Origin of the sequence: Brevundimonas albigilva (genome assembly GCF_023503965.1) — a bacterium.
GTDB lineage: Bacteria > Pseudomonadota > Alphaproteobacteria > Caulobacterales > Caulobacteraceae > Brevundimonas > Brevundimonas albigilva.
On the sequence record NZ_CP097298.1, the window covers coordinates 1 to 17,513 of the forward strand.

Consider the following 17,513-nt stretch of genomic DNA (forward strand, 5'->3'; position numbering starts at 1 on the left):
CCTGCTGGTCGGGACGCTGTTCGCCGGGGCCATCACCACGCTCGGGCAGATCGCCCGCGACGATGAGGGCGGCGGCGGCCTTCTCGGCGACGCCGGCGACGCGGCGGCCATCGAGGGCGCCCGCGTCGGCGGCCGGCTGATCGACCGGGAACTGGAGGTCCGCCCGTCCATCCGGCTGCGGGCGGGCGCGCCCGTGCGGGTGATGATCACCCGCGATCTGATCCTTGAGCCGTACCAGCCATGAGCCCGCTCGATAATGGAAACCGCTGGTGCGTGACGGGCGTCGCCGTGTTCGCCCTCGGCTGCCTGGCGCTGATCGGCGAGCACGTCCCGGCGTTGGCGCTCGTCAACGAAAGCCCGAGCCTGCCCGAGGGCCTCTACGCCCGGCGGTTCGGCGCCGAAATCGAGCGTGGCGTCGTGGTGGCCATTCCCCAGCCGACCACGGCGCGGGCCTATCTCGCGGATCTCGGCATGCCGGGGGACGTGGCGCTGATCAAACGGGTCGCGGCGGCGGGCGGCGACCGCATCTGCGTGGATGGCGCGCAGTTGCGGACGCCAGGCGGCGTCCGGTGGGTCCGCACCCACGATCGGCGCGGCGCGGTCCTGCCGCGCTGGTCGGGGTGCCGACGGCTCGGGTCGGACGAACTCTTTCTGCTCGGCGATACGGCCGGGAGTTTCGACAGCCGGTATTTCGGGCCCGTGATGCGCTCCGAGGTGCTCGGCGTCTATCAGGAGGTGCTGAGATGGTGAGAATGATCCTTTGGGCGGCGGCGCTCCTCGCCTTGGGCGCGCCGGCTTCCGCCCAAACCGTCGACTGGCGCGCGGCGGGCGGCGACCTGTTCGGCCGAGCGACGGCGGAGGCCGGATCGGCGCCGGCCGACGCAGGGGAGGGGATGCGCCCCGCCTGGCCGCGCTCAGCCAGCCTTTCCAGGCCGAGATCGCCCGAGCGGCGGCGGCGCACGGACTGGACGAGAAACTGCTGCACGCCCTGGTCCTGACCGAGTCCGCCTACCAGCTAGGGGCTCTGTCCCCGGCGGGGGCGGGCGGACTGACCCAGCTCATGCCCGATACGGCCCGCGAACTGGGGGTGGGCGATCGCTTCGATCCGGTCCAGAACCTGCGCGGAGGCGCGGACTATCTTGCCCGGCAGCTGCTGCGCTTCGGAGACCTGCGCCTCGCGCTGAGCGCCTACAACGCCGGCCCGGGTCGCGTGGCGCGGCTTGGCCGGGTTCCAGATATAGCCGAGACCCAGGCCTATGTGATTTCGGTCATCGACTGCTACCTGGCCCTGACGGCGGGGCAAGCCCCGCGCAACAGTCTGCACTGCCGCCCGCGTGTGCAGCCATGATCGGGGTCGGTCTCGGGGAGGACGCGGGAGCCGCCGGGGGCGCCGACGACCTTCTGACGCGCACTGAGGCCTCCGCCTTCCTGTCGCAGCTCGGCATCCAGCTGAAGCCCGCGAGCCTCGCCCGGCTCTGGTCGACGGGATCGAACGGACCGCCATGCCGCCATATCCGTTCCAAGCCGTTTTATCCCCGCGGGCTGCTGCGCGACTGGGCGCGCAGCCAGATCACCGACGTTCGAACCGGGGCCCCGCCGGCCGCTCGGGGGCGGCGTCGTGGCTAGGGCCGGTGTCACAGCGGCGCAGATTCTCGCGGACCCTGCGGCGAGCTTCGCCCTGAAAGCCGTCCTAACGGAATGGCGGCGACGGGACCCGATCGACGCGGCGAACGACGCCCGCTTGCTGCGGGACGTATTGGAAGATGAGGTGGACCGGAGACTTGCGGGGCGCTGTCATGACCGGGGATGAAGGGCCGCCGGACGTTGGCGGCAGGGACGACCGCCTCCTGTCCTGGGACCAGGTGGAACGGATCGCCAGCATCAGCCGGTCGACCGCCTGGCGCATGGAGCGGGATGGCGAGTTCCCGCGCCGCGTCCGCGTGTCGCCCGGCCGCGTCGGTTGGTGGGAGAGCGAACTGACCCAGTGGAAGCGGAGCCGGTCAGGCGAGGTCCCGCCGCCCCCGCCGCGCAAGGCGCCCGCGCGCCGCGGTTGCCGGGGATGCCGCGCTCCATGCCGCGTCCGGGTTCCGGATCGGAGCCCGCGCCAAACCTCCCGGTCGCGGCCCCTGCGCTTACGCCCAGGAAGCGTCGGCGTCGGCCGGCTGACCCCGGGGCCCAGATCGACTTCGGGTTCTGAGACGCGCTTGACCGGCGCCGCCTGCCCGTCCGGTCGAGGCGGCGACCGACCAGGCGGGTCGGCAGGCTTGCCGGCGTTTTGCAATGGGTCGCGCATTGCTCCATGGCGGCTTCTGCACGACAATCGTCCGAATCAGGCAGACAAAGGACTTGCCGCATTTCTCGGGGGGAACCACGCACGCCATGCCTGCGCCGGCACGCCCGAAAATCTATCACATCACCCACATGGACAACCTGCCGACGATCATCGGCCAAGGCGGGCTGTTCAGCGACGCCCGGATGATCGCCGCCGGCGGCCCGGTCACCGCCATCGGCATGGCCTCGATCAAGGCGCGGCGCCTGGGCCTTCCGGTGCGCTGCCATCCTGGCGATACGGTCGGCCAGTATGTCCCGTTCTATTTTTGTTCTAGATCGGTGATGCTCTATCTGCTACATCGGGGCAATCATCCCGAGGTCAACTACCGCGGCGGCCAGGAACCGATCGTCCACTTGGAGGCCGACCTGCGCACGGTGGTGGACTGGGCGCAGGCTCACGGGCGGCGCTGGGCGTTCACCTTGTCGAATGCAGGCGCCTACTATGCGGAGTTTCGCGACAGCCTCGAGGCGCTCGACGAAATCCGTTGGGACGCGGTGATGTCCAATGCCTGGTCCGCCGCCGAGGTTCGGGAAGGCAAGCAGGCCGAGTTTCTCCTGCACGACAGCGTCCCGTGGGATCTGGTGGAACGGATCGGGGTGGTGAACCAGCCCGTCAAGCTGGCGGTGGAGGCCCGATTGCGCGGCGCCGCCCACGCGCCGCGCGTCGACCTGCAGCCGACGTGGTATTACTAGGGGGAGCGATGATCACATTCACCAGCGGCGACATCCTGAAGTCGGGCGCCGAGGCGCTCGTCAACACCGTCAACTGCGTCGGCGTCATGGGCCGGGGCGTCGCGCTGCAATTCAAGAACGCGTTCCAGGACAATTATGAGGCCTATGCGCGGGCGTGCGAAGCGCAGGAGGTCCAGCCGGGCCGGATGTTCGTCTATGAGCGCCATCGCCTGGATACGCCGCGCTTCATCATCAATTTTCCGACCAAACGCCACTGGCGCGGCAAGAGCCGGATGGAGGACATCGACGCCGGCCTGATCGACCTGATTCGCGTGATCCGCGAGCGGAAGATCCGGTCGATCGCCATTCCGCCGCTCGGCAGCGGCCTGGGCGGACTGGATTGGCGTCAGGTGCGGCCGCGCATCGAGCAAGCCCTGCAGGCTGTCCCGGATGTCGAGGTCATCGTCTACGAGCCGGGCGGCGCGCCCGCGGCCGACGCGATGTCGAGGTCGCGCGCGGCGCCGGCGATGTCGCCGGGCCGCGCGGCGCTGGTCGGGCTGGTCGACCGATATCTCAACGGCCTGCTGGACCCGTTCGTCAGCCTGCTCGAGGTCCACAAGCTGATGTACTTCATGCAGGAAGCCGGCGAACCGCTGAAGCTGCGCTACGCCAAGGCCTTTTTCGGGCCCTACGCCGAGAACCTCCGGCATGTGCTGCGCGAGGTCGAAGGCCACTATCTGTCCGGCTACGCCGATGGCGGCGACGCGCCGACCAAACGGCTCGAGCTGGTGCCCGGCGCGGTCGTCGACGCCCAGGCCAAGCTCAAGGACGCCCCCGAGACGCAGGCGCGCTTCGAGCGCGTGACCGATCTGGTCGAGGGCTTCGAGTCGCCGTTCGGCCTGGAGCTTCTGGCGACGGTGCACTGGGTCGCGACCCGGCTGGACGCCGGAAGCGCGGACGCGGCGGTGTCCGAGACCTATGCCTGGGGCGAGCGCAAGCGCCAGTTCTCGCCCGAGCAGGTGCGGCTGGCCTATGACGTCCTGCAGGACAAGGGCTGGTTGGCGTCGCGGCCGCTGGCGGCCTGATGGCGACCCATCGCGTTCAGCTTCAGGCCAAGCAGGACCACATCGAGACCGTCGTTCGCACGACGGAGCCGCTGCGCGCGATCGCCGAACTGGTTTAGAACGGATTCGACGCGGGCGCCACGCGCGTCCATGTCGAGTTTCGGCGTACGGCGCTGGGCGGCGTCGACGAGATCATCGTCAACGACGACGGCGAGGGGATCAGCGCGGACCGCGCGGACCGGGATTTCGGACAACTCGGCGAATCCTGGAAACGCTCCGCCGCGCCGAGCGGCCGCGCCTATCACGGCAAGGAGGGACGGGGTCGGCTGCGGTTCTTCTCCCTGGCCGACCGCGCCCGCTGGACCTCGCGATACGCGAGCGAGGACGGTCTCAAACAGCTGTCGATCGACATCCGCGCCGAATCCATCGAGACCGCCGAGATCGGCGACCCGGAGCCGGCGGTCGGCGCCCCGGGCGTTTCGGTGTCGTTGCATCCGCTGAAACAGAACCTCGACGCCCTCGTCACCGACGAGCAGCGCCGGCAGTTCACCGCCATCTTCGCCCAGTATCTGAAGCTCTACCCGCAGCTGGAGCTCTGGTACGACGGCGCCCGGATCGATCCGTCGACGGCGATCGCCGACGCCGTCTCTCTCGTCCTGCCGCCCATCGTCGGCAGGGACCGGACGATCCGCGACGTGAAGCTCGACATCGTCGAATGGTCGACGCCGATCGACAGCCGCAAGATCCACTTCTGCGGCGACAACGGCATTGTGCTCGGCTCGCAGCCGGCGCGCATCAATGCGCCAGACTTCGCCTTCTCGATCTACGCGACCTCCAGCTTCTTCGTCGAACTCGCCGCCGACAACCTGCTCGAACTGGAGCTGACCGACGGCGATTTCGCCAGGGTCGTGGAGGCGGTCCGCGATCAGTCGCAGGCGCACTTCCGCAGACGCGGCCACGAGCGGGCCGGACGCCTGATCGAGGAGCTCAAGGCCGCGGGAGCCTATCCCTACGAGGGGGACCCGACCGATACGCTTCAGCAGCGGGAGCGGGACGTGTTCGACATGGCGACCTACGCCGTGTCCAACTACTCCAAGGAGTTCCGCAAGGCCGACACCGGCCTGAAGCGCATGACCCTGACCCTGCTGCGTGAGGCGCTGCGGCACAACCCGGACTCGCTGACCCAGATCCTGCACGCCGTGGTGGGACTCCCCAAGGAGCGGCAGAACCAGTTCTCGGCCCTGCTCAAGAAGACCGAACTGTCCAACATCATCGCGGCGTCCAGCCTGATCGCCGACCGGATCGCCTTCCTCCAGACGCTGCGCCAGGCCGTGTTCGACACCGACGGCAAGAAGGTCATTCGCGAACGCGGCGGCCTGGACCTGCTGGTGCGGGACAACACCTGGATTTTCGGCGAGCAGTTTCACCTCGCGGTTCCCGAAGCGGGCCTGACCAAGGTGATGCAACGGGTCTCGGAGGACCTGGGCGGGAAGCGCGCCGGCGGGCGGGTCACCAAGCCGGACGGTCGCACCGGCCGGGTCGACCAGTTGCTCGGCCGCAGCATCCCCGGGCCCCATCAGGAAAGACGGGAGTATCTGATCGTGGAGCTCAAGCGGCCCTCGGCCAAGGCCGATCGCAAGATGCTCAACCAGATTTCCGACTACGCCTTGGCCCTCGCCGGCGCGCCCGACTTCCGGCACACCGACACGCGGTGGAACTTCTTCCTGGTCGTGGGCGAATACGACGACATCGTCGGACAGGCGATCACACAGGAAGGACGCGAGATCGGCATCGCCGTGCGACAGCCCAACTATACGGTGTGGGTGCGGTGCTGGGGCGAAATCCTCCGCGAATGCGACGCCCGGCTGCAGTACATCCAGGACCACCTGAAGGTCGAGATTTCCGACGAGGAGATCGCCAGCCGGCTTCGGGCCTTGCAGACAAGCTTCGGCCGGGAGGCCGGCGACGACCCCGAGACCTCGCCGGGGTCCTGACCTACGACTGGCGCTTTCAGCCAGCGGGTTCGTCGTTTCCAACTGCGCCGCCTCGGCTGCGCGCGCGATCCGCTCTAGTCGAGCGCGACGGCCTGCGGCCGCGCGGCGCGGAACTGGGGCCAGGCTTCGCCGAGCACCTTGATCGCCGAGCGGAAGAACAGGAGGGCGATGACGCCGCCGACGAGGATGTCGGGCCAGCCCGCGTTGAACCAGGCCACTCCGCCCGCCGCGATCAACACGCCGGTGTTGGCGATGACGTCGTTGCGCGAGCACTCGAAGGTGCTCGACAGGTTCACGTCGCGGTTCCGGAACCGGTAGAGCATTGCGAGGCAGGCCAGGTTCGCGACCAGGGCGATCGCGCCGAACACGCCCATGGTCTCGGCGGTCGGGGTGATGTCGCCCATCAGCTTGCGGACCACTTCCACAAAGACCCAGATTCCGAAGGCGGCGATGACTGCGGCCTTCACGAGCGCCGCTCCGGCGCGCCAGCGCAGGCTGCGCTTCAGGGCGTAGAGGCTTAGCCCGTAGACAAGGGCGTCGCCGAGCATGTCGACGGAATCGGCCATCAGGGCGGTGGACCGCGCGAACAGTCCCGCCCCGAACTCGGCGAAGAACATCAGCAGATTGATCACCAGCACGATGACCAGCACGCGCCGGACGTCGGCGTGCTCACCCAGCGCGGCGATCTCGTCGCCCTTGGCGGAACAGCAGTCATCGCCCGCGAAATGGGTCTGGGCCGGGACGATGGGCGCGGCCGTGACGAAGGACGGCGTGGACGCGCAGGGGGTCGGCCCGGCGCAGCACCCCGCCGCCGCCGAAGCGGACGCCGGCTCCAGGACGCTCTGGCTCGAACAGGTCGGGCCGACCTCGTCGGACGTCGGAGGGGAGCAGCAGTCTTTCATCGGAGCGAGCCTTGCCGGAAACGTGTCGGCCGCCGATATACGATCTATAGTCCCTATAGGTTCAAGGCCTGTGACAGAGAGATTTTCGATCGGCGAGCTTGGGCGGCGCACGGGCTGCAAGGTGGTCACCATCCGCTACTACGAGCAGATCGGTCTATTGGACGCGCCGGAACGCGGGGAGGGCGGCCACCGCGTCTATGAGCGGGCGCATCTGGACCGGCTGTCCTTCATCCGACGCGCCCGTGATCTCGGCTTCTCGCACGACGACATCCGCAGCCTGCTGACGCTGTCCACCGGGCCTGCCGCCGGTCCGTGCCAGGCGGTCGATCATGTGGCGGCGGCTCATCTGGACGCGGTGCGGGCCAAGATCTCGGATCTTCGGCGCCTGGAACTGATCCTTGTCTCGGTGCTCGACCAGTGTGGGCGGACGACGGTCGAAGCCTGCTGCGTGCTCGACGCCCTGAGAGCGCCGTCCGCTGAGGATGGCGTGCGCCCTGCCTTTGTTACCACCGTTTGACCGTCACCAGGTCTGAGTGAGGGGTCGTGCGGCCGCAGCCGCCTTACGCGCCGTTGTGTCGTCCGAAGGGGCGCGTCGAGCCGTCCGCGAGGATCAGGAGAGTGACATAGGGCTCTCGGCCGGCGGCCTCCATGCCGGGCGATCCGGCCGGCATGCCGGGCGCAGTCAGGGCGCGCGCGGCGGGGGCCTCGCGCAGGAGCCGTTCGACATCCGACGCCGGCACATGGCCTTCGATCGCGTAGCGGCCGACCACGCCGGTGTGGCACGACGCGAGGCGGTCCGGAATCCCGTGACGGGCCCGGATCGGGGCGAGGTCTTCGAGGTCGACCACGCGCGCCGTCCAGCCGGCGCCGCGCATGTGTGCGACCCAGCCGCCGCAGCAGCCGCACCAGGGCGTCTAGTAGACGGTGATCTGCCGCGCGACCCGACCGGGGGTCTGCGCCAGGGCGAGGGGCGGGAGGGCGGCGGCCGCCAGACCCGTGACAAGCGCGGCGCGGCGGGTGAGACGAAGAGAGGACATGGCGGCTCCTGCGGACGGACCTGATCCTAGCAGCGCGCCGGCTGCGTGCACGCGACATGTCGCCGCTGATCGGGGTCATAGGGCGTTCGGGAAGACCTGTGGACTATGTAACAGATTGCCTCCTCTGGAGAACGGAAGTAACGAGCGCGCGATGACCTCGTCGATGACGACATGGGCGAAGCTGATCGCGGCGATGACACTCGTCTTCGCCGCCTTCTTCTTCGCGCCCGCCGTCGACGCCGCGACCTGCATGCCGGAGCCCCCTGCGGCCCACGCCTTCGTCGATCACAATCCCGATGACGGCGACCACGGCGACCCGTCCGGGAGCCATGGCATCTGCGCCCACGGACATTGCCACCATACCTCGACGGCGCGCACTCACGGCGTCGACGCCATCGCGCCGACGTTCGGCGAACTGCTGCTGCAAAGCGGCCGCCACGATGACGTCCAGGCCTCGGTCACGCCCGACGGCCTGAAGCGACCGCCCAGAGTCTGACCGAAGGCCTGCGCCCTTGCGGGCGCCTCTTCGTGATCAGAAATCTGGAAATGGAACATGTCTCCCACATCTCGCCGGCGACCGCGTCTCGCGGTCGGCTGCGCGGTTGCTGCGATCGCAGCGACTCTGGTCAGTCCCGCGTGGGCTGACCCCGCCCCGACCTACGCCCAGCTGCTCGCGCAGCTCGGCCAGACGCCCGCCACCCTTGAGGCCGGCGCGAACCTCGACGCCGCGGAAGCCCGCGTGCGTCAGGCCCGTGTACGCCCCAACCCCGTGCTCGGGCTCGATGTCGAGAACGCGTTCGGCTCCGGCCCCTTCTCGGGGATGGACAACGCCGACACGACCCTCGCGCTGAGCACGGACCTCGAGCTGTGGGGACGTCGCGCGAGCCGCATCGCCGCCGCGCGCGCCGAGGCCGGCGCCGTGGGCCTGCAGCGCGATCTGGCGGTGATCGACGCCGCCGGTCGCCTGGCCCTCGTCTATTCCGAAGCCGAGGCGGCGCAGCGCCGCGCGGCCCTGGCGGACGAGGTCCTGACCCTGACCCTGGCCGACGCCCGCGCCGCCCTGGCGCTGGTGGAGGAGGGGCGCGAGCCGCTCCTGCGCGGCATCCAGGGCGAGGCCGAGGCCGCGTCGTCCCGCGCCGCCCTCGACGAAGCCGTCGCCGAACGGGACGCCGCCTACGCTCGCCTCACGGCCGTGGCGATGATCCCGTCGCCCGTGACGCGCATCGACGCCAGCCTGCTGGACCAGGAGCCGACCGGGGTGGGCTCCGCGATCGACGACGCGCCCACCGTGCGCGTGGCCGAGGCCGAGCGAACGGCCGCCGAGCGCCGGATCGACGTGCAACGCGTCCAGGCCCGCCCGGACATCAACGCCAGCGTGGGCATTCGCCGCTTCGAGGCGGAGGACGCCACCGCCCTGACGTTCGGGATCAGCATGCCGCTGCCGCTGTTCGACCGGAACCGGGGGAACATCGAGGCGGCGCAGGCCGAGTTCAGGGCGGCCGACGCCCGCCTGATGTCGGCGCGGCAGGAGGCCCAGGCCGACCGGGCCGCCGCGGTGGCCCGCCTGGCCGCCTCGGTGAGTCGCGTGTCGGCCGCCGACGCCGGCGTCACCGCGGCCGAGGAAGCTTACCGCCTGTCGCGGATCGGCTTCGAGGCCGGTCGCATCTCCCAGGTCGAACTGCGCGTCACCCGAACCGCCCTCGTCAACGCGCGGTCCGCCGCGGTCGACGCCCGTCTCGCGCGCGTCCGCGCCGAGATCGATCTCGCGCGCCTGGACGGCCGCGCCCCCTTCCAAGGAGCCCAGTGATGCGCAAGCGCACATCCAACAAGACCCTGCTCATCGGCGGCGTCGCCGCCCTGGTCGTTCTCGGTGGAGGCGGCCTCTGGCTGGCGACGCAACGGAACGACCCGGCGGCGACCCCGGCGGCGGAAGGCGAGGCCGGCCACGCCGAGGGCGAGGCGGGCCACGCGGAAGGCGAGGCCGGACATGCGGAAGAGGGCGAGGCGCCCGAGGGTCGGGTCGAGCTGACCGCCGCGCAAATCCAGGCGGCGGGCATCACGGTCGTGAGCGTCGGCGGCGGCGGCGGCGGCGAAACCCGTCTCGCCGGCCGGGTCGAAGCCATGGTCGATTCCCGCGCGGCCGTCGCTGCGGCCGTGGGCGGACGGGTCGAGCACGTCCTCGTGGCGCCGGGCCAAAGCGTCCGCGCCGGACAACCGCTTGTCAGCGTGGTCAGCGGCGAAGCCGCCACCTTCCGCGCCGACGCCGATGCGGCGGCGGCTTCCGCGGAGGCCGCGCGTCAGGCGTATCAGCGGAATCGCAACCTGTCCGAACAGGGGGTGGTCGCCCGACAGGAAGTCGAGGCTTCCCGGGCTGAACTGCTCAGCGCCGAGGCGGCGACCCGCGCCGCCAGGGCCCGGTCCGCGGCCGCGGGCTCGCCGAACGCGTCCGGACGCCTGAGCGTCACCAGCCCGATCTCGGGGGTGGTCAGCAATGTGCAGGTCGGACCGGGCGGCTTCGTCGCCCAGGGCGGCGTGGTCGCGGAGGTGTCCAACCCGGCCCGCGTCGAAATGGTCTTCAACGCGCCGCCGGCGCTCGCCGCCAATGTCCGCGCCGGGTCGTCTATGCGCGTCACCGGCCCGAACGGGGAGTTCGACGCTGTCGTGACCGGCGTGGCCGCGGACGCGGGGCCGGGCGAAAGCGGGGCGACCGTCATCCGCGCCCGGCCTGTCGGCGCCACCCTGCCGCCGGCCGGCTCGGCCGTCACGGGCGCCGTTGTGACCGGGCAGTCCGCCGGCGGTCTGACGGTCCCCACGGAGGCGGTTCAGACCGTCGAGGGGAACACCGTGGTCTTCGTTCAGGTCCAGGGGGGCTTCCAGGCCACGCCGGTGCTCGCCGGACGTCAGGCGGCGGGCCGCACGGAGATCCTGCGCGGCCTCAACGGCAATGAGCGCATCGCCTCCGCCAACGCCTTCCTGCTCAAGGCCGAGATGGCCAAGGGCGAACGAGCACGGCCACTAGGGGAGGGATCGGATGTTCAAAGCCATCATCGAGGCCTCCGTCCGCTTCCGCTGGTTCGTGGTGCTCGCCACGGCCCTGGTCGCGGCCGTCGGCCTGTTCAACCTCACCAAACTGCCGATCGACGCGGTTCCGGACATCACCAACCGCCAGGTCCAGATCACGACCGTGGCTCCGGCTCTCGCGCCCGAGCAGATCGAGCGGCAGGTCACCTATCCGCTGGAGACGGCGATGGCCGGGATCCCCGGCCTGACCTCGACCCGATCCCTCAGCCGGAACGGGTTCAGCCAGGTTACGGTCATCTTCACCGACCAGACCGATATTTATTTCGCCCGCCAGCAGGTCGCGGAGCGATTGGCCCAGGCCCGCGAGTCCATGCCCGAGGGCGTGGAGCCGGCGCTGGCGCCGATCACGACGGGGCTCGGCGAGGTGCTGATGTGGACGGTCGACTATAAGCCGTTCAACAGCCAGAACATGGCCCGGCCGGGACAACCCGGCTGGCAGGCGGGGGGGAACTACCTCACGCCCGAGGGCGAACTCCTGACCACGCCCCAAGCGAGGGCGACCTATCTACGCACCGTGCAGGACTGGATCATCGCCCCGCAGATGCGGACGGCGCCCGGCCTGGCCGGCGTCGACACCGTCGGCGGCTATGTGAAGGAGTATGCGGTCCGCCCCGACGCGGCGCGCCTGTCGGCCTACGGCCTCGGCATGGGCGACCTGATCCAGGCGCTCGACCGGGCCAACACCCAGGCCGGCGCCGGTTATGTGCAACGCGCCGGCGAAGCCCTGACCGTCCGCACCGACGCCCTGGCGCTGACGATCGAGGATCTGGCCCAGGCGCCGGTCGTGAACCGCGGCGGGCTGGTGGTGCGCGTGTCCGATGTGGCCACGGTAGAAATCGGACAGGCTCCGCGGCTCGGCGGCGCCAGCCGCGACGGCCATGAGGCCGTTCTCGGAACGGCCCTGATGATCGCGGGCGGAAACAGCCGCACCGTCGCCCAGGCGGCCGGGGATCGGCTGGAGGAGGTCCAGAAGACCCTGCCGCCGGGCATCGAGGCGGTGACGGTGCTCGACCGTTCGGCGCTGGTGAACTCCACCATCGCCACCGTGGCGCGCAACCTGACGGAAGGCGCGCTGTTGGTCATCGTCGTGCTGTTCCTGCTGCTCGGCAACATCCGCGCGGCGTCGATCACCGCCCTGATGATCCCGATCAGCTTCCTGTTCGCGGTCATCGGCATGAACCGGTTCGGAATCAGCGGCAACCTGATGAGCCTTGGCGCGCTCGATTTCGGCCTCCTCGTCGACGGCGCGGTCGTCGTGGTCGAGAACACCCTGCTCATGCTGAGCCAGCGCCGGGCCGAACTCGGCCGTATGCTGACGCGGCGCGAGCGGCTCGAGGTTGCGGGCGCGGCGGCCCGCCAGATGGTCAAGCCCGCCGCCTACGGCCAGCTGATCATCCTGCTCGTATTCACCCCGCTGCTGATGCTCGAGGGCGTCGAGGGCAAGACCTTCATCCCGATGGGCGCGACCGTCATGCTGGCCTTGGTGGGCGCCTTCATCTTCTCCTTCACCTTCGTGCCGGCCATGGCCGCGCTTCTGGTGCGCGATCCCAAGAAGGTGGAGGTCGATGAACACGGCCACGCGCACGAGCACGAGACCTTCATTCTCCGCAAGGCCCGGCGCTGGATCGAGCCCGCCATCCGCTCGGCGGTCGATCGGCCGAAGATCGTGCTGATCGCGGCCGTCGGCACGCTGGCGATCGGGGCGGTCTCCTTCATGACCCTGGGCCGGGAGTTCATCCCGACCCTCGACGAGGGCGACATCGCCATGCAGGCCCTGCGGGTGCCGTCGGCCTCGCTGGAGCAGTCCCTCGCCATGCAGATGGCGCTGGAGCGCGCCATCAAGGCCCAGCCGGAGGTCGAGACCATGTTCTCGCGCACCGGCACGGCCGAGGCGGCGGTGGACCCGATGCCGCCGAACATCTCGGACAGCGTCATCGTGCTCAAGGACCGCAAGGACTGGCCAGACTCCAGCCTCGAGAAGGAAGAGCTGATCGCCCGGATCGAGGAGGTCGCCGCCCAGCAGATCGGCAACAACTTCGAGTTCAGCCAGCCGATCGAACTGCGCTTCAACGAACTCATCTCCGGCGTGCGGACCGATCTCGCCGTCATGGTCTACGGCGACGACTTCGCCACCATGCAGCGGGTCGCCGACCAGGTCGCCAATGCCCTGCGTCAGACGCCCGGATCGGCCGACGTCCGCGTCGAGCAGGCGTCCGGCCTGCCGACCCTGACGGTGAGCGTCGACCGGTTCGCGGCGGCCAACTACGGCCTGTCCGCCGCCGACGTCTCCGAAGCGGTCTCCGCCGCGATCGGCGGCGCGGAGGCGGGCCGCATCTTCGAAGGCGACCGTCGCTTCGACGTGGTGGTCCGCCTTCCGGACGCGACGCGAAACGATCCCGCGGCCCTGGCCGCCCTGCCGATCGTCTCGTCCACCGGCGTGACCGTGCCGCTTTCGTCGGTCGCCCGTATCCAGAGCGCCGAGGGGCCGAACCAGATCAGCCGCAACAACGGCAGCCGCCGCATGGTCGTTCAGGCCAATGTGCGCGGTCGCGATCTCGGCGGCTTCGTCGCGGACGCCCAGAAGAACGTGGATAGGGTTCAGCTCCCGACCGGCGTTCGCCTCGACTGGGGCGGGCAGTTCGAGAACCTGAAGCGCGCCGAACAGCGTCTGGGCCTCGTCATTCCGATCGTCTTCGTCCTGATCGGCGTGCTTCTGTTCATGGCCCTGGGCTCGTTCGCGGAGGCGGGCTTGGTGTTCGCCTGCGTGCCTTTGGCCCTGGTTGGAGGAGCCCTCGCGCTTCTCTTGAGGGGCATGCCGTTCTCGGTGTCGGCGGCGGTGGGCTTCATCGCCGTGTCGGGGGTGGCGACGCTCAACGGGCTGGTTCTGATGCAGGCCATCCGGGAACGGTTGCAGGCGGGCGCGGCCCCGAGGCTGGCCGCGATCGAGGGCGCTTTCAGCCGGCTGCGCGCCGTGCTGACGACCGCCCTCGTCGCCATCGTCGGCTTCATCCCGATGGCGATCGCCCATGGCGCCGGGGCGGAGGTGCAGAAGCCGCTCGCCACCGTCGTGATCGGCGGTCTGCTGACGGCCACGGCCCTGACCCTGCTGGTCCTGCCGACCTTCGCGGCCAAGGCCGTGAAGCATCGGCAGGCGGAAGGGATCGAGGAATGAGCGGGGCTCACGGAACGGAGCAGGTCCAGCGCCGCACGCTTCTGGCGGTGCTGGCCCTGAACGCTCTGCTGTTCGTGGGCTTGGGAGTCGGCGGCCTCGCCGCCGACTCCAGCGCCCTGCTGGCCAACGCCGTGGATAACGGATCCGACGCGGCCGTCTATCTGATCAGCTTCCTCGCGGTCGGCCGGGCCCTGATCTGGAAGACCCGCGCGGCTCAGGTCTCCGGCGTGATGCTGCTGATCTTCGCGGTCCTCGTCCTGCTCGACGCCCTGCGCCGGACGCTGACCGGGACGGAACCGGTCGGCCCGACCATGATGGTCCTCGCCGTCATCGCTGCGGTCATCAATCTGATCTGCCTCATGCTCATCCGTCGCCAGCAAAGCAGCGACGTCAACATGAAGGCCGCCGAGACCTTCAGCCTCAATGATTTCGCGTCCAACGGCGGCATCCTCGTCGCCGGCGGTCTGGTGATGTGGCTGGATCAGGCCTGGCCCGACCTGGTGGTCGGCGTCCTGGTCGCGGCCATCGCGGCCAAGGGGGGGCTCGACATCCTCGGCGACGCCCGGGCCGCGCGACGCGACGGCGCGGAGGCGGACGCATGAGCCCGCCCCTGATCGACATCGCCTCGGTGCAGCGGTGGCGGAAGCTCTTCATCGCCGCGGGCCTTTTCGCCCTGCTGGCCTGGACCGCTCTCGTGCGAGCGCTGCCCGGGCTCGAACACCCGGTCGAGCACCTCGGCTTGGTGGCGATCATGGTCTGCGTGCTCGGACGCGCCTGGTGCTCCCTCTACATCGGCGGGCGCAAGACGCAGGAGATCGTCGCCAGCGGACCCTATTCGCTGTGCCGCAATCCGCTCTACGTCTTCAGCGTCATCGGGGCCTTCGGGGTCGGCGCCCAGACCGGCAGCCTCAGCGTCGGCCTCGCGTTCGCCCTGGCCTGCTGGGGGGTCTTCCTCATCGTCGCGAAGCGCGAGGAGAGCTATCTGGGGACCGCCTTCGGCGAGACCTACCGGACGTATTTCGACCGGACCCCGCGCTTCCTGCCCGATCCTCGCCTCTGGCGGGATGAGACGGAGCTGTCGGTCCGCCCGTCGTTCTTCCTCAAGACCGTTCGCGACGGCCTTGTCTTCCTCCTGGCGCTGCCCGTGTTCGAGGGGCTGGAGCGCCTCCAGGCGATCGGCTGGCTCGACGCCGTCGTCGCATTGCCCTGAGGAGGTGCGAGGTGAACCGCAAACGTCTCGTCACCCTGCTCAGTGCGATCCTGGCCCTCGCCGCCTTCGTCGCGGGCGCCGCCATGCAAGGCGCCGGTCTTCTCATCCCCGAGCGCACCAACCTTACCCGCGACTTCCCCTGAGGCCCGACCATGCCCAAGACCCTTCGGCTCAACATTCCCGTCCTCCTTCCCCACGCGCCTGACGCCCAGGATGGCTGCGTGGGCCGCCTCATCGCCCTCATGCAGGCTGAGGCGGGCGTGTCCGAGGCGCATCTGGTCGAAGGCGCGGACGGCCCGGAGCTCTGCATCCACTACGATCCGGACCTGCTGTCGCTGGCCCAGGTCAGACGGCGGGCGCGGCAGGCCGGCGCCGAGGTCAGCGAGCGGTTCGGCCACCTCACGGGACGGGTGGACGGCGTCCGCCATGCGCGCCACGCCCGTACGCTCGCGGCCGAGCTGGGCGAGGAAGCCGGCGTCATCGAAGCCGCGCTGGATCCGGCGGGCGCCTTGCGTCTGGAGTTCGACCGTCAGGCCACGAGCCGCGAGAGATTGGTCGAGCGCCTGGCGTCTCTTGGTCTCAAGTTGACGGAGACGTCGGACGTCGCCGGCCCATCGGCGGCTGTGGGGCCGGCGCCGCAAGCGGCCCGGAACGCGGCGTCGGGTCATGGTCCGGACGACGGCCACGATCACGGACACGCCGAGGGCGATGGCCACGATCACGGACACGCTGAGGGCGATGGACACGACCACGGCCATTCCGAGGGCGACGGCCATGACCATAGCCATGGCGGCGTGCTGGGGCCGAACACGGAGCTGATCTTCGCCGTGGGGAGCGGCGTCGCCCTGACGATCGGCTGGCTGATCGAGAAATTCGTTCCGGCCCTCCCGGAAATGCTGCCGTTCGCGCTCTTCCTGATCGCCTACGCTCTGGGCGGCTGGTTCACGGTCGGCGAAGCCATCGGAAACCTGCGGCGCAAGCGGTTCGAGATCGACACCCTGATGCTGGTCGCGGCCGCGGGCGCGGCCGCGCTGGGCGCCTGGCGGAGGGGGCGCTGCTGCTGTTCCTGTTCAGCCTGGGGCACGCGCTCGAGCACTACGCCATGGGCCGCGCCAAGAAGGCGATCGAGGCGCTGGCGGCCCTGGCGCCGCGCACCGCCCATGTGCGGCGCGGCGATCAGGTCGTCGAACTGCCCGTGGAGCAGCTGGAGATCGGCGACCTGGTCGTCGTCCGGCCGAACGAGCGGTTGCCGGCCGACGGCTTCGTGATCAAGGGCACGTCCAGCGTCAACCAGGCGCCGGTCACCGGAGAGAGCATCCCGGTCGACAAGCAGCCGGTCGCGGACGCCGAGGAAGCGCGGGCCAGACCCGAATCGGTCGCGGCGTCGTCGGTGGTCTTCGCTGGCACGATCAACGGCGGCGGCGCGATCGAGATCGAGACGACGCGGCGCTCCAACGACACGACCCTGGCCAAGGTCGTCCGGATGGTCAGCGAGGCCGAGACCCAGAAATCGCCGACGCAGCGCTTTACCGACCGCTTCGAACGGGTCTTCGTTCCCCTGGTCCTCGGTCTGGCCTTCGTTCTCCTGTTCGCCTGGGTGGTCGTCGACGAGCCCTTCCGCGACAGCTTCTACCGCGCGATGGCGGTGCTGGTGGCGGCGAGCCCCTGCGCCCTGGCCATCGCCACGCCCAGCGCGGTGCTGTCCGGCGTGGCCCGGGCGGCCCGGGCCGGGGTCCTAGTGAAGGGTGGGGCGCCGCTGGAGAACCTCGGCGCGCTGGACGCCATCGCCTTCGACAAGACCGGAACCCTCACCGAAGGCAAGCCGCGGATCACCGATGTCGTGCCCTTCGGCCAGACGACCGAAGACGAGCTGCTGGAGATCGCCGTCGCCGTCGAACGGCTCAGCGACCATCCGCTCGCGGAGGCGATCGTCCGGGATGGAAGCCAGCGCCTGGCGACCGCGCCCGCGCGAACCGCGACGGATCTGCGCAGCCTGACGGGGAAGGGGGTCACCGCCCGGTTGGGGGGAAGGAGATCTGGATCGGCAAGC

Annotated in this window: 17 protein-coding genes and 5 pseudogenes; 18 read left to right on the forward strand and 4 right to left on the reverse strand. The window is 70.0% G+C overall.

Annotated features, from left to right (window positions below; genetic code table 11):
- The 6 genes and pseudogenes from MU852_RS00005 to darG form a co-directional block, all read left to right on the forward strand.
- Positions 1–244: pseudogene (locus MU852_RS00005) on the forward strand (TraB/TrbI/VirB10 family type IV secretion system protein); the annotation flags it as partial.
- Positions 241–750, forward strand: coding sequence for a S26 family signal peptidase (locus MU852_RS00010; protein WP_191558630.1), 510 nt, complete (start codon positions 241–243; stop codon positions 748–750). The pseudogene MU852_RS00005 and the gene MU852_RS00010, both read left to right, overlap by 4 nt.
- A 10-nt stretch (positions 751–760) precedes the next feature.
- Positions 761–1,348: a lytic transglycosylase domain-containing protein gene (locus tag MU852_RS00015; protein WP_249750549.1), complete on the forward strand. Its 588-nt coding sequence runs from the start codon at positions 761–763 to the stop codon at positions 1,346–1,348.
- Positions 1,349–1,796: 448 nt separating this feature from the next.
- Positions 1,797–1,940 (forward strand): annotated as a pseudogene (locus MU852_RS00020) (helix-turn-helix transcriptional regulator); the annotation flags it as partial.
- Between the two features lie 340 nt (positions 1,941–2,280).
- Positions 2,281–3,024, forward strand: coding sequence for a type II toxin-antitoxin system toxin DNA ADP-ribosyl transferase DarT (gene darT, locus MU852_RS00025; protein WP_224762213.1), 744 nt, complete (start codon positions 2,281–2,283; stop codon positions 3,022–3,024).
- 8 nt (positions 3,025–3,032) lie between these two features.
- A complete protein-coding gene (gene darG, locus MU852_RS00030) occupies positions 3,033–4,088 on the forward strand; it encodes a type II toxin-antitoxin system antitoxin DNA ADP-ribosyl glycohydrolase DarG (RefSeq protein ID WP_249750550.1) in 1,056 nt (351 codons plus the stop codon).
- On the opposite strand, the gene MU852_RS00035 is transcribed toward darG, so the two are convergent.
- Positions 4,034–4,321, reverse strand: coding sequence for a hypothetical protein (locus tag MU852_RS00035; protein WP_249750551.1), 288 nt, complete (start codon positions 4,319–4,321; stop codon positions 4,034–4,036). The two genes, darG and MU852_RS00035, sit on opposite strands and share 55 nt — an antisense overlap.
- Between MU852_RS00035 and MU852_RS18025 the strand changes: the two are divergent.
- Both MU852_RS18025 and MU852_RS00040 read left to right on the forward strand, forming a co-directional pair.
- Positions 4,241–4,426 (forward strand): annotated as a pseudogene (locus MU852_RS18025) (hypothetical protein); the annotation flags it as partial. The gene MU852_RS00035 and the pseudogene MU852_RS18025 overlap by 81 nt on opposite strands.
- Before the next feature lie 123 nt (positions 4,427–4,549).
- The gene (locus MU852_RS00040) at positions 4,550–6,061 is read left to right on the forward strand and encodes a hypothetical protein (protein WP_249750552.1); all 1,512 of its coding nucleotides are present in this window, start codon (positions 4,550–4,552) and stop codon (positions 6,059–6,061) included.
- A gap of 74 nt (positions 6,062–6,135) precedes the next feature.
- Here the strand turns inward: MU852_RS00040 and MU852_RS00045 are convergent, their stop codons facing one another.
- Complete coding sequence (locus tag MU852_RS00045) at positions 6,136–6,711, reverse strand: cation efflux transmembrane domain-containing protein (RefSeq protein ID WP_191558654.1); 576 nt, start codon at positions 6,709–6,711, stop codon at positions 6,136–6,138.
- Here MU852_RS00045 and MU852_RS00050 point away from each other — a divergent pair.
- Entirely contained in the window at positions 6,686–7,480 is a 795-nt protein-coding gene (locus tag MU852_RS00050) for a MerR family transcriptional regulator (RefSeq protein WP_249750553.1), read from the forward strand. The two genes, MU852_RS00045 and MU852_RS00050, sit on opposite strands and share 26 nt — an antisense overlap.
- Positions 7,481–7,523: 43 nt before the next feature.
- Here MU852_RS00050 and MU852_RS00055 read toward each other — a convergent pair whose 3' ends face one another.
- Complete coding sequence (locus MU852_RS00055; RefSeq protein WP_249750554.1) at positions 7,524–7,838, reverse strand: DUF411 domain-containing protein; 315 nt, start codon at positions 7,836–7,838, stop codon at positions 7,524–7,526.
- A gap of 39 nt (positions 7,839–7,877) precedes the next feature.
- Positions 7,878–8,000 (reverse strand): hypothetical protein, encoded by a 123-nt coding sequence (locus MU852_RS17105; RefSeq protein WP_283843703.1) that lies wholly within the window; start codon positions 7,998–8,000, stop codon positions 7,878–7,880.
- Positions 8,001–8,151: 151 nt separating this feature from the next.
- On the opposite strand from MU852_RS17105, the gene MU852_RS00060 reads away from it, so the two are divergent.
- The 9 genes and pseudogenes from MU852_RS00060 to MU852_RS18035 form a co-directional block, all read left to right on the forward strand.
- Positions 8,152–8,496: a hypothetical protein gene (locus MU852_RS00060; RefSeq protein ID WP_191558637.1), complete on the forward strand. Its 345-nt coding sequence runs from the start codon at positions 8,152–8,154 to the stop codon at positions 8,494–8,496.
- Between the two features lie 57 nt (positions 8,497–8,553).
- The gene (locus tag MU852_RS00065) at positions 8,554–9,807 is read left to right on the forward strand and encodes a TolC family protein (protein ID WP_191558638.1); all 1,254 of its coding nucleotides are present in this window, start codon (positions 8,554–8,556) and stop codon (positions 9,805–9,807) included.
- Positions 9,807–11,019 (forward strand): annotated as a pseudogene (locus MU852_RS00070) (efflux RND transporter periplasmic adaptor subunit). The gene MU852_RS00065 and the pseudogene MU852_RS00070 overlap by 1 nt, the downstream one beginning before the upstream one ends.
- Positions 11,020–11,031: 12 nt before the next feature.
- Entirely contained in the window at positions 11,032–14,253 is a 3,222-nt protein-coding gene (locus tag MU852_RS00075) for an efflux RND transporter permease subunit (protein WP_191558640.1), read from the forward strand.
- Positions 14,250–14,855 carry a cation efflux transmembrane domain-containing protein gene (locus tag MU852_RS00080; protein WP_191558641.1) on the forward strand — a complete coding sequence of 202 codons (606 nt, stop codon included), beginning with the start codon at positions 14,250–14,252 and terminating at the stop codon, positions 14,853–14,855. The genes MU852_RS00075 and MU852_RS00080 overlap by 4 nt, the downstream gene beginning before the upstream one ends.
- Positions 14,852–15,463 (forward strand): methyltransferase, encoded by a 612-nt coding sequence (locus tag MU852_RS00085; protein WP_191558642.1) that lies wholly within the window; start codon positions 14,852–14,854, stop codon positions 15,461–15,463. Before MU852_RS00080 ends, MU852_RS00085 begins: the two co-directional genes overlap by 4 nt.
- 11 nt (positions 15,464–15,474) lie before the next feature.
- The gene (locus tag MU852_RS17110) at positions 15,475–15,606 is read left to right on the forward strand and encodes a hypothetical protein (protein ID WP_263596078.1); all 132 of its coding nucleotides are present in this window, start codon (positions 15,475–15,477) and stop codon (positions 15,604–15,606) included.
- 78 nt (positions 15,607–15,684) lie between these two features.
- Positions 15,685–16,731, forward strand: a complete 1,047-nt coding sequence (locus MU852_RS18030) for a hypothetical protein (RefSeq protein WP_249750556.1) — start codon at positions 15,685–15,687, stop codon at positions 16,729–16,731.
- Positions 16,659–17,366, forward strand: a pseudogene (locus tag MU852_RS18035) (HAD-IC family P-type ATPase); the annotation flags it as partial. The gene MU852_RS18030 and the pseudogene MU852_RS18035, both read left to right, overlap by 73 nt.
- Positions 17,367–17,513: the final 147 nt, after the last annotated feature.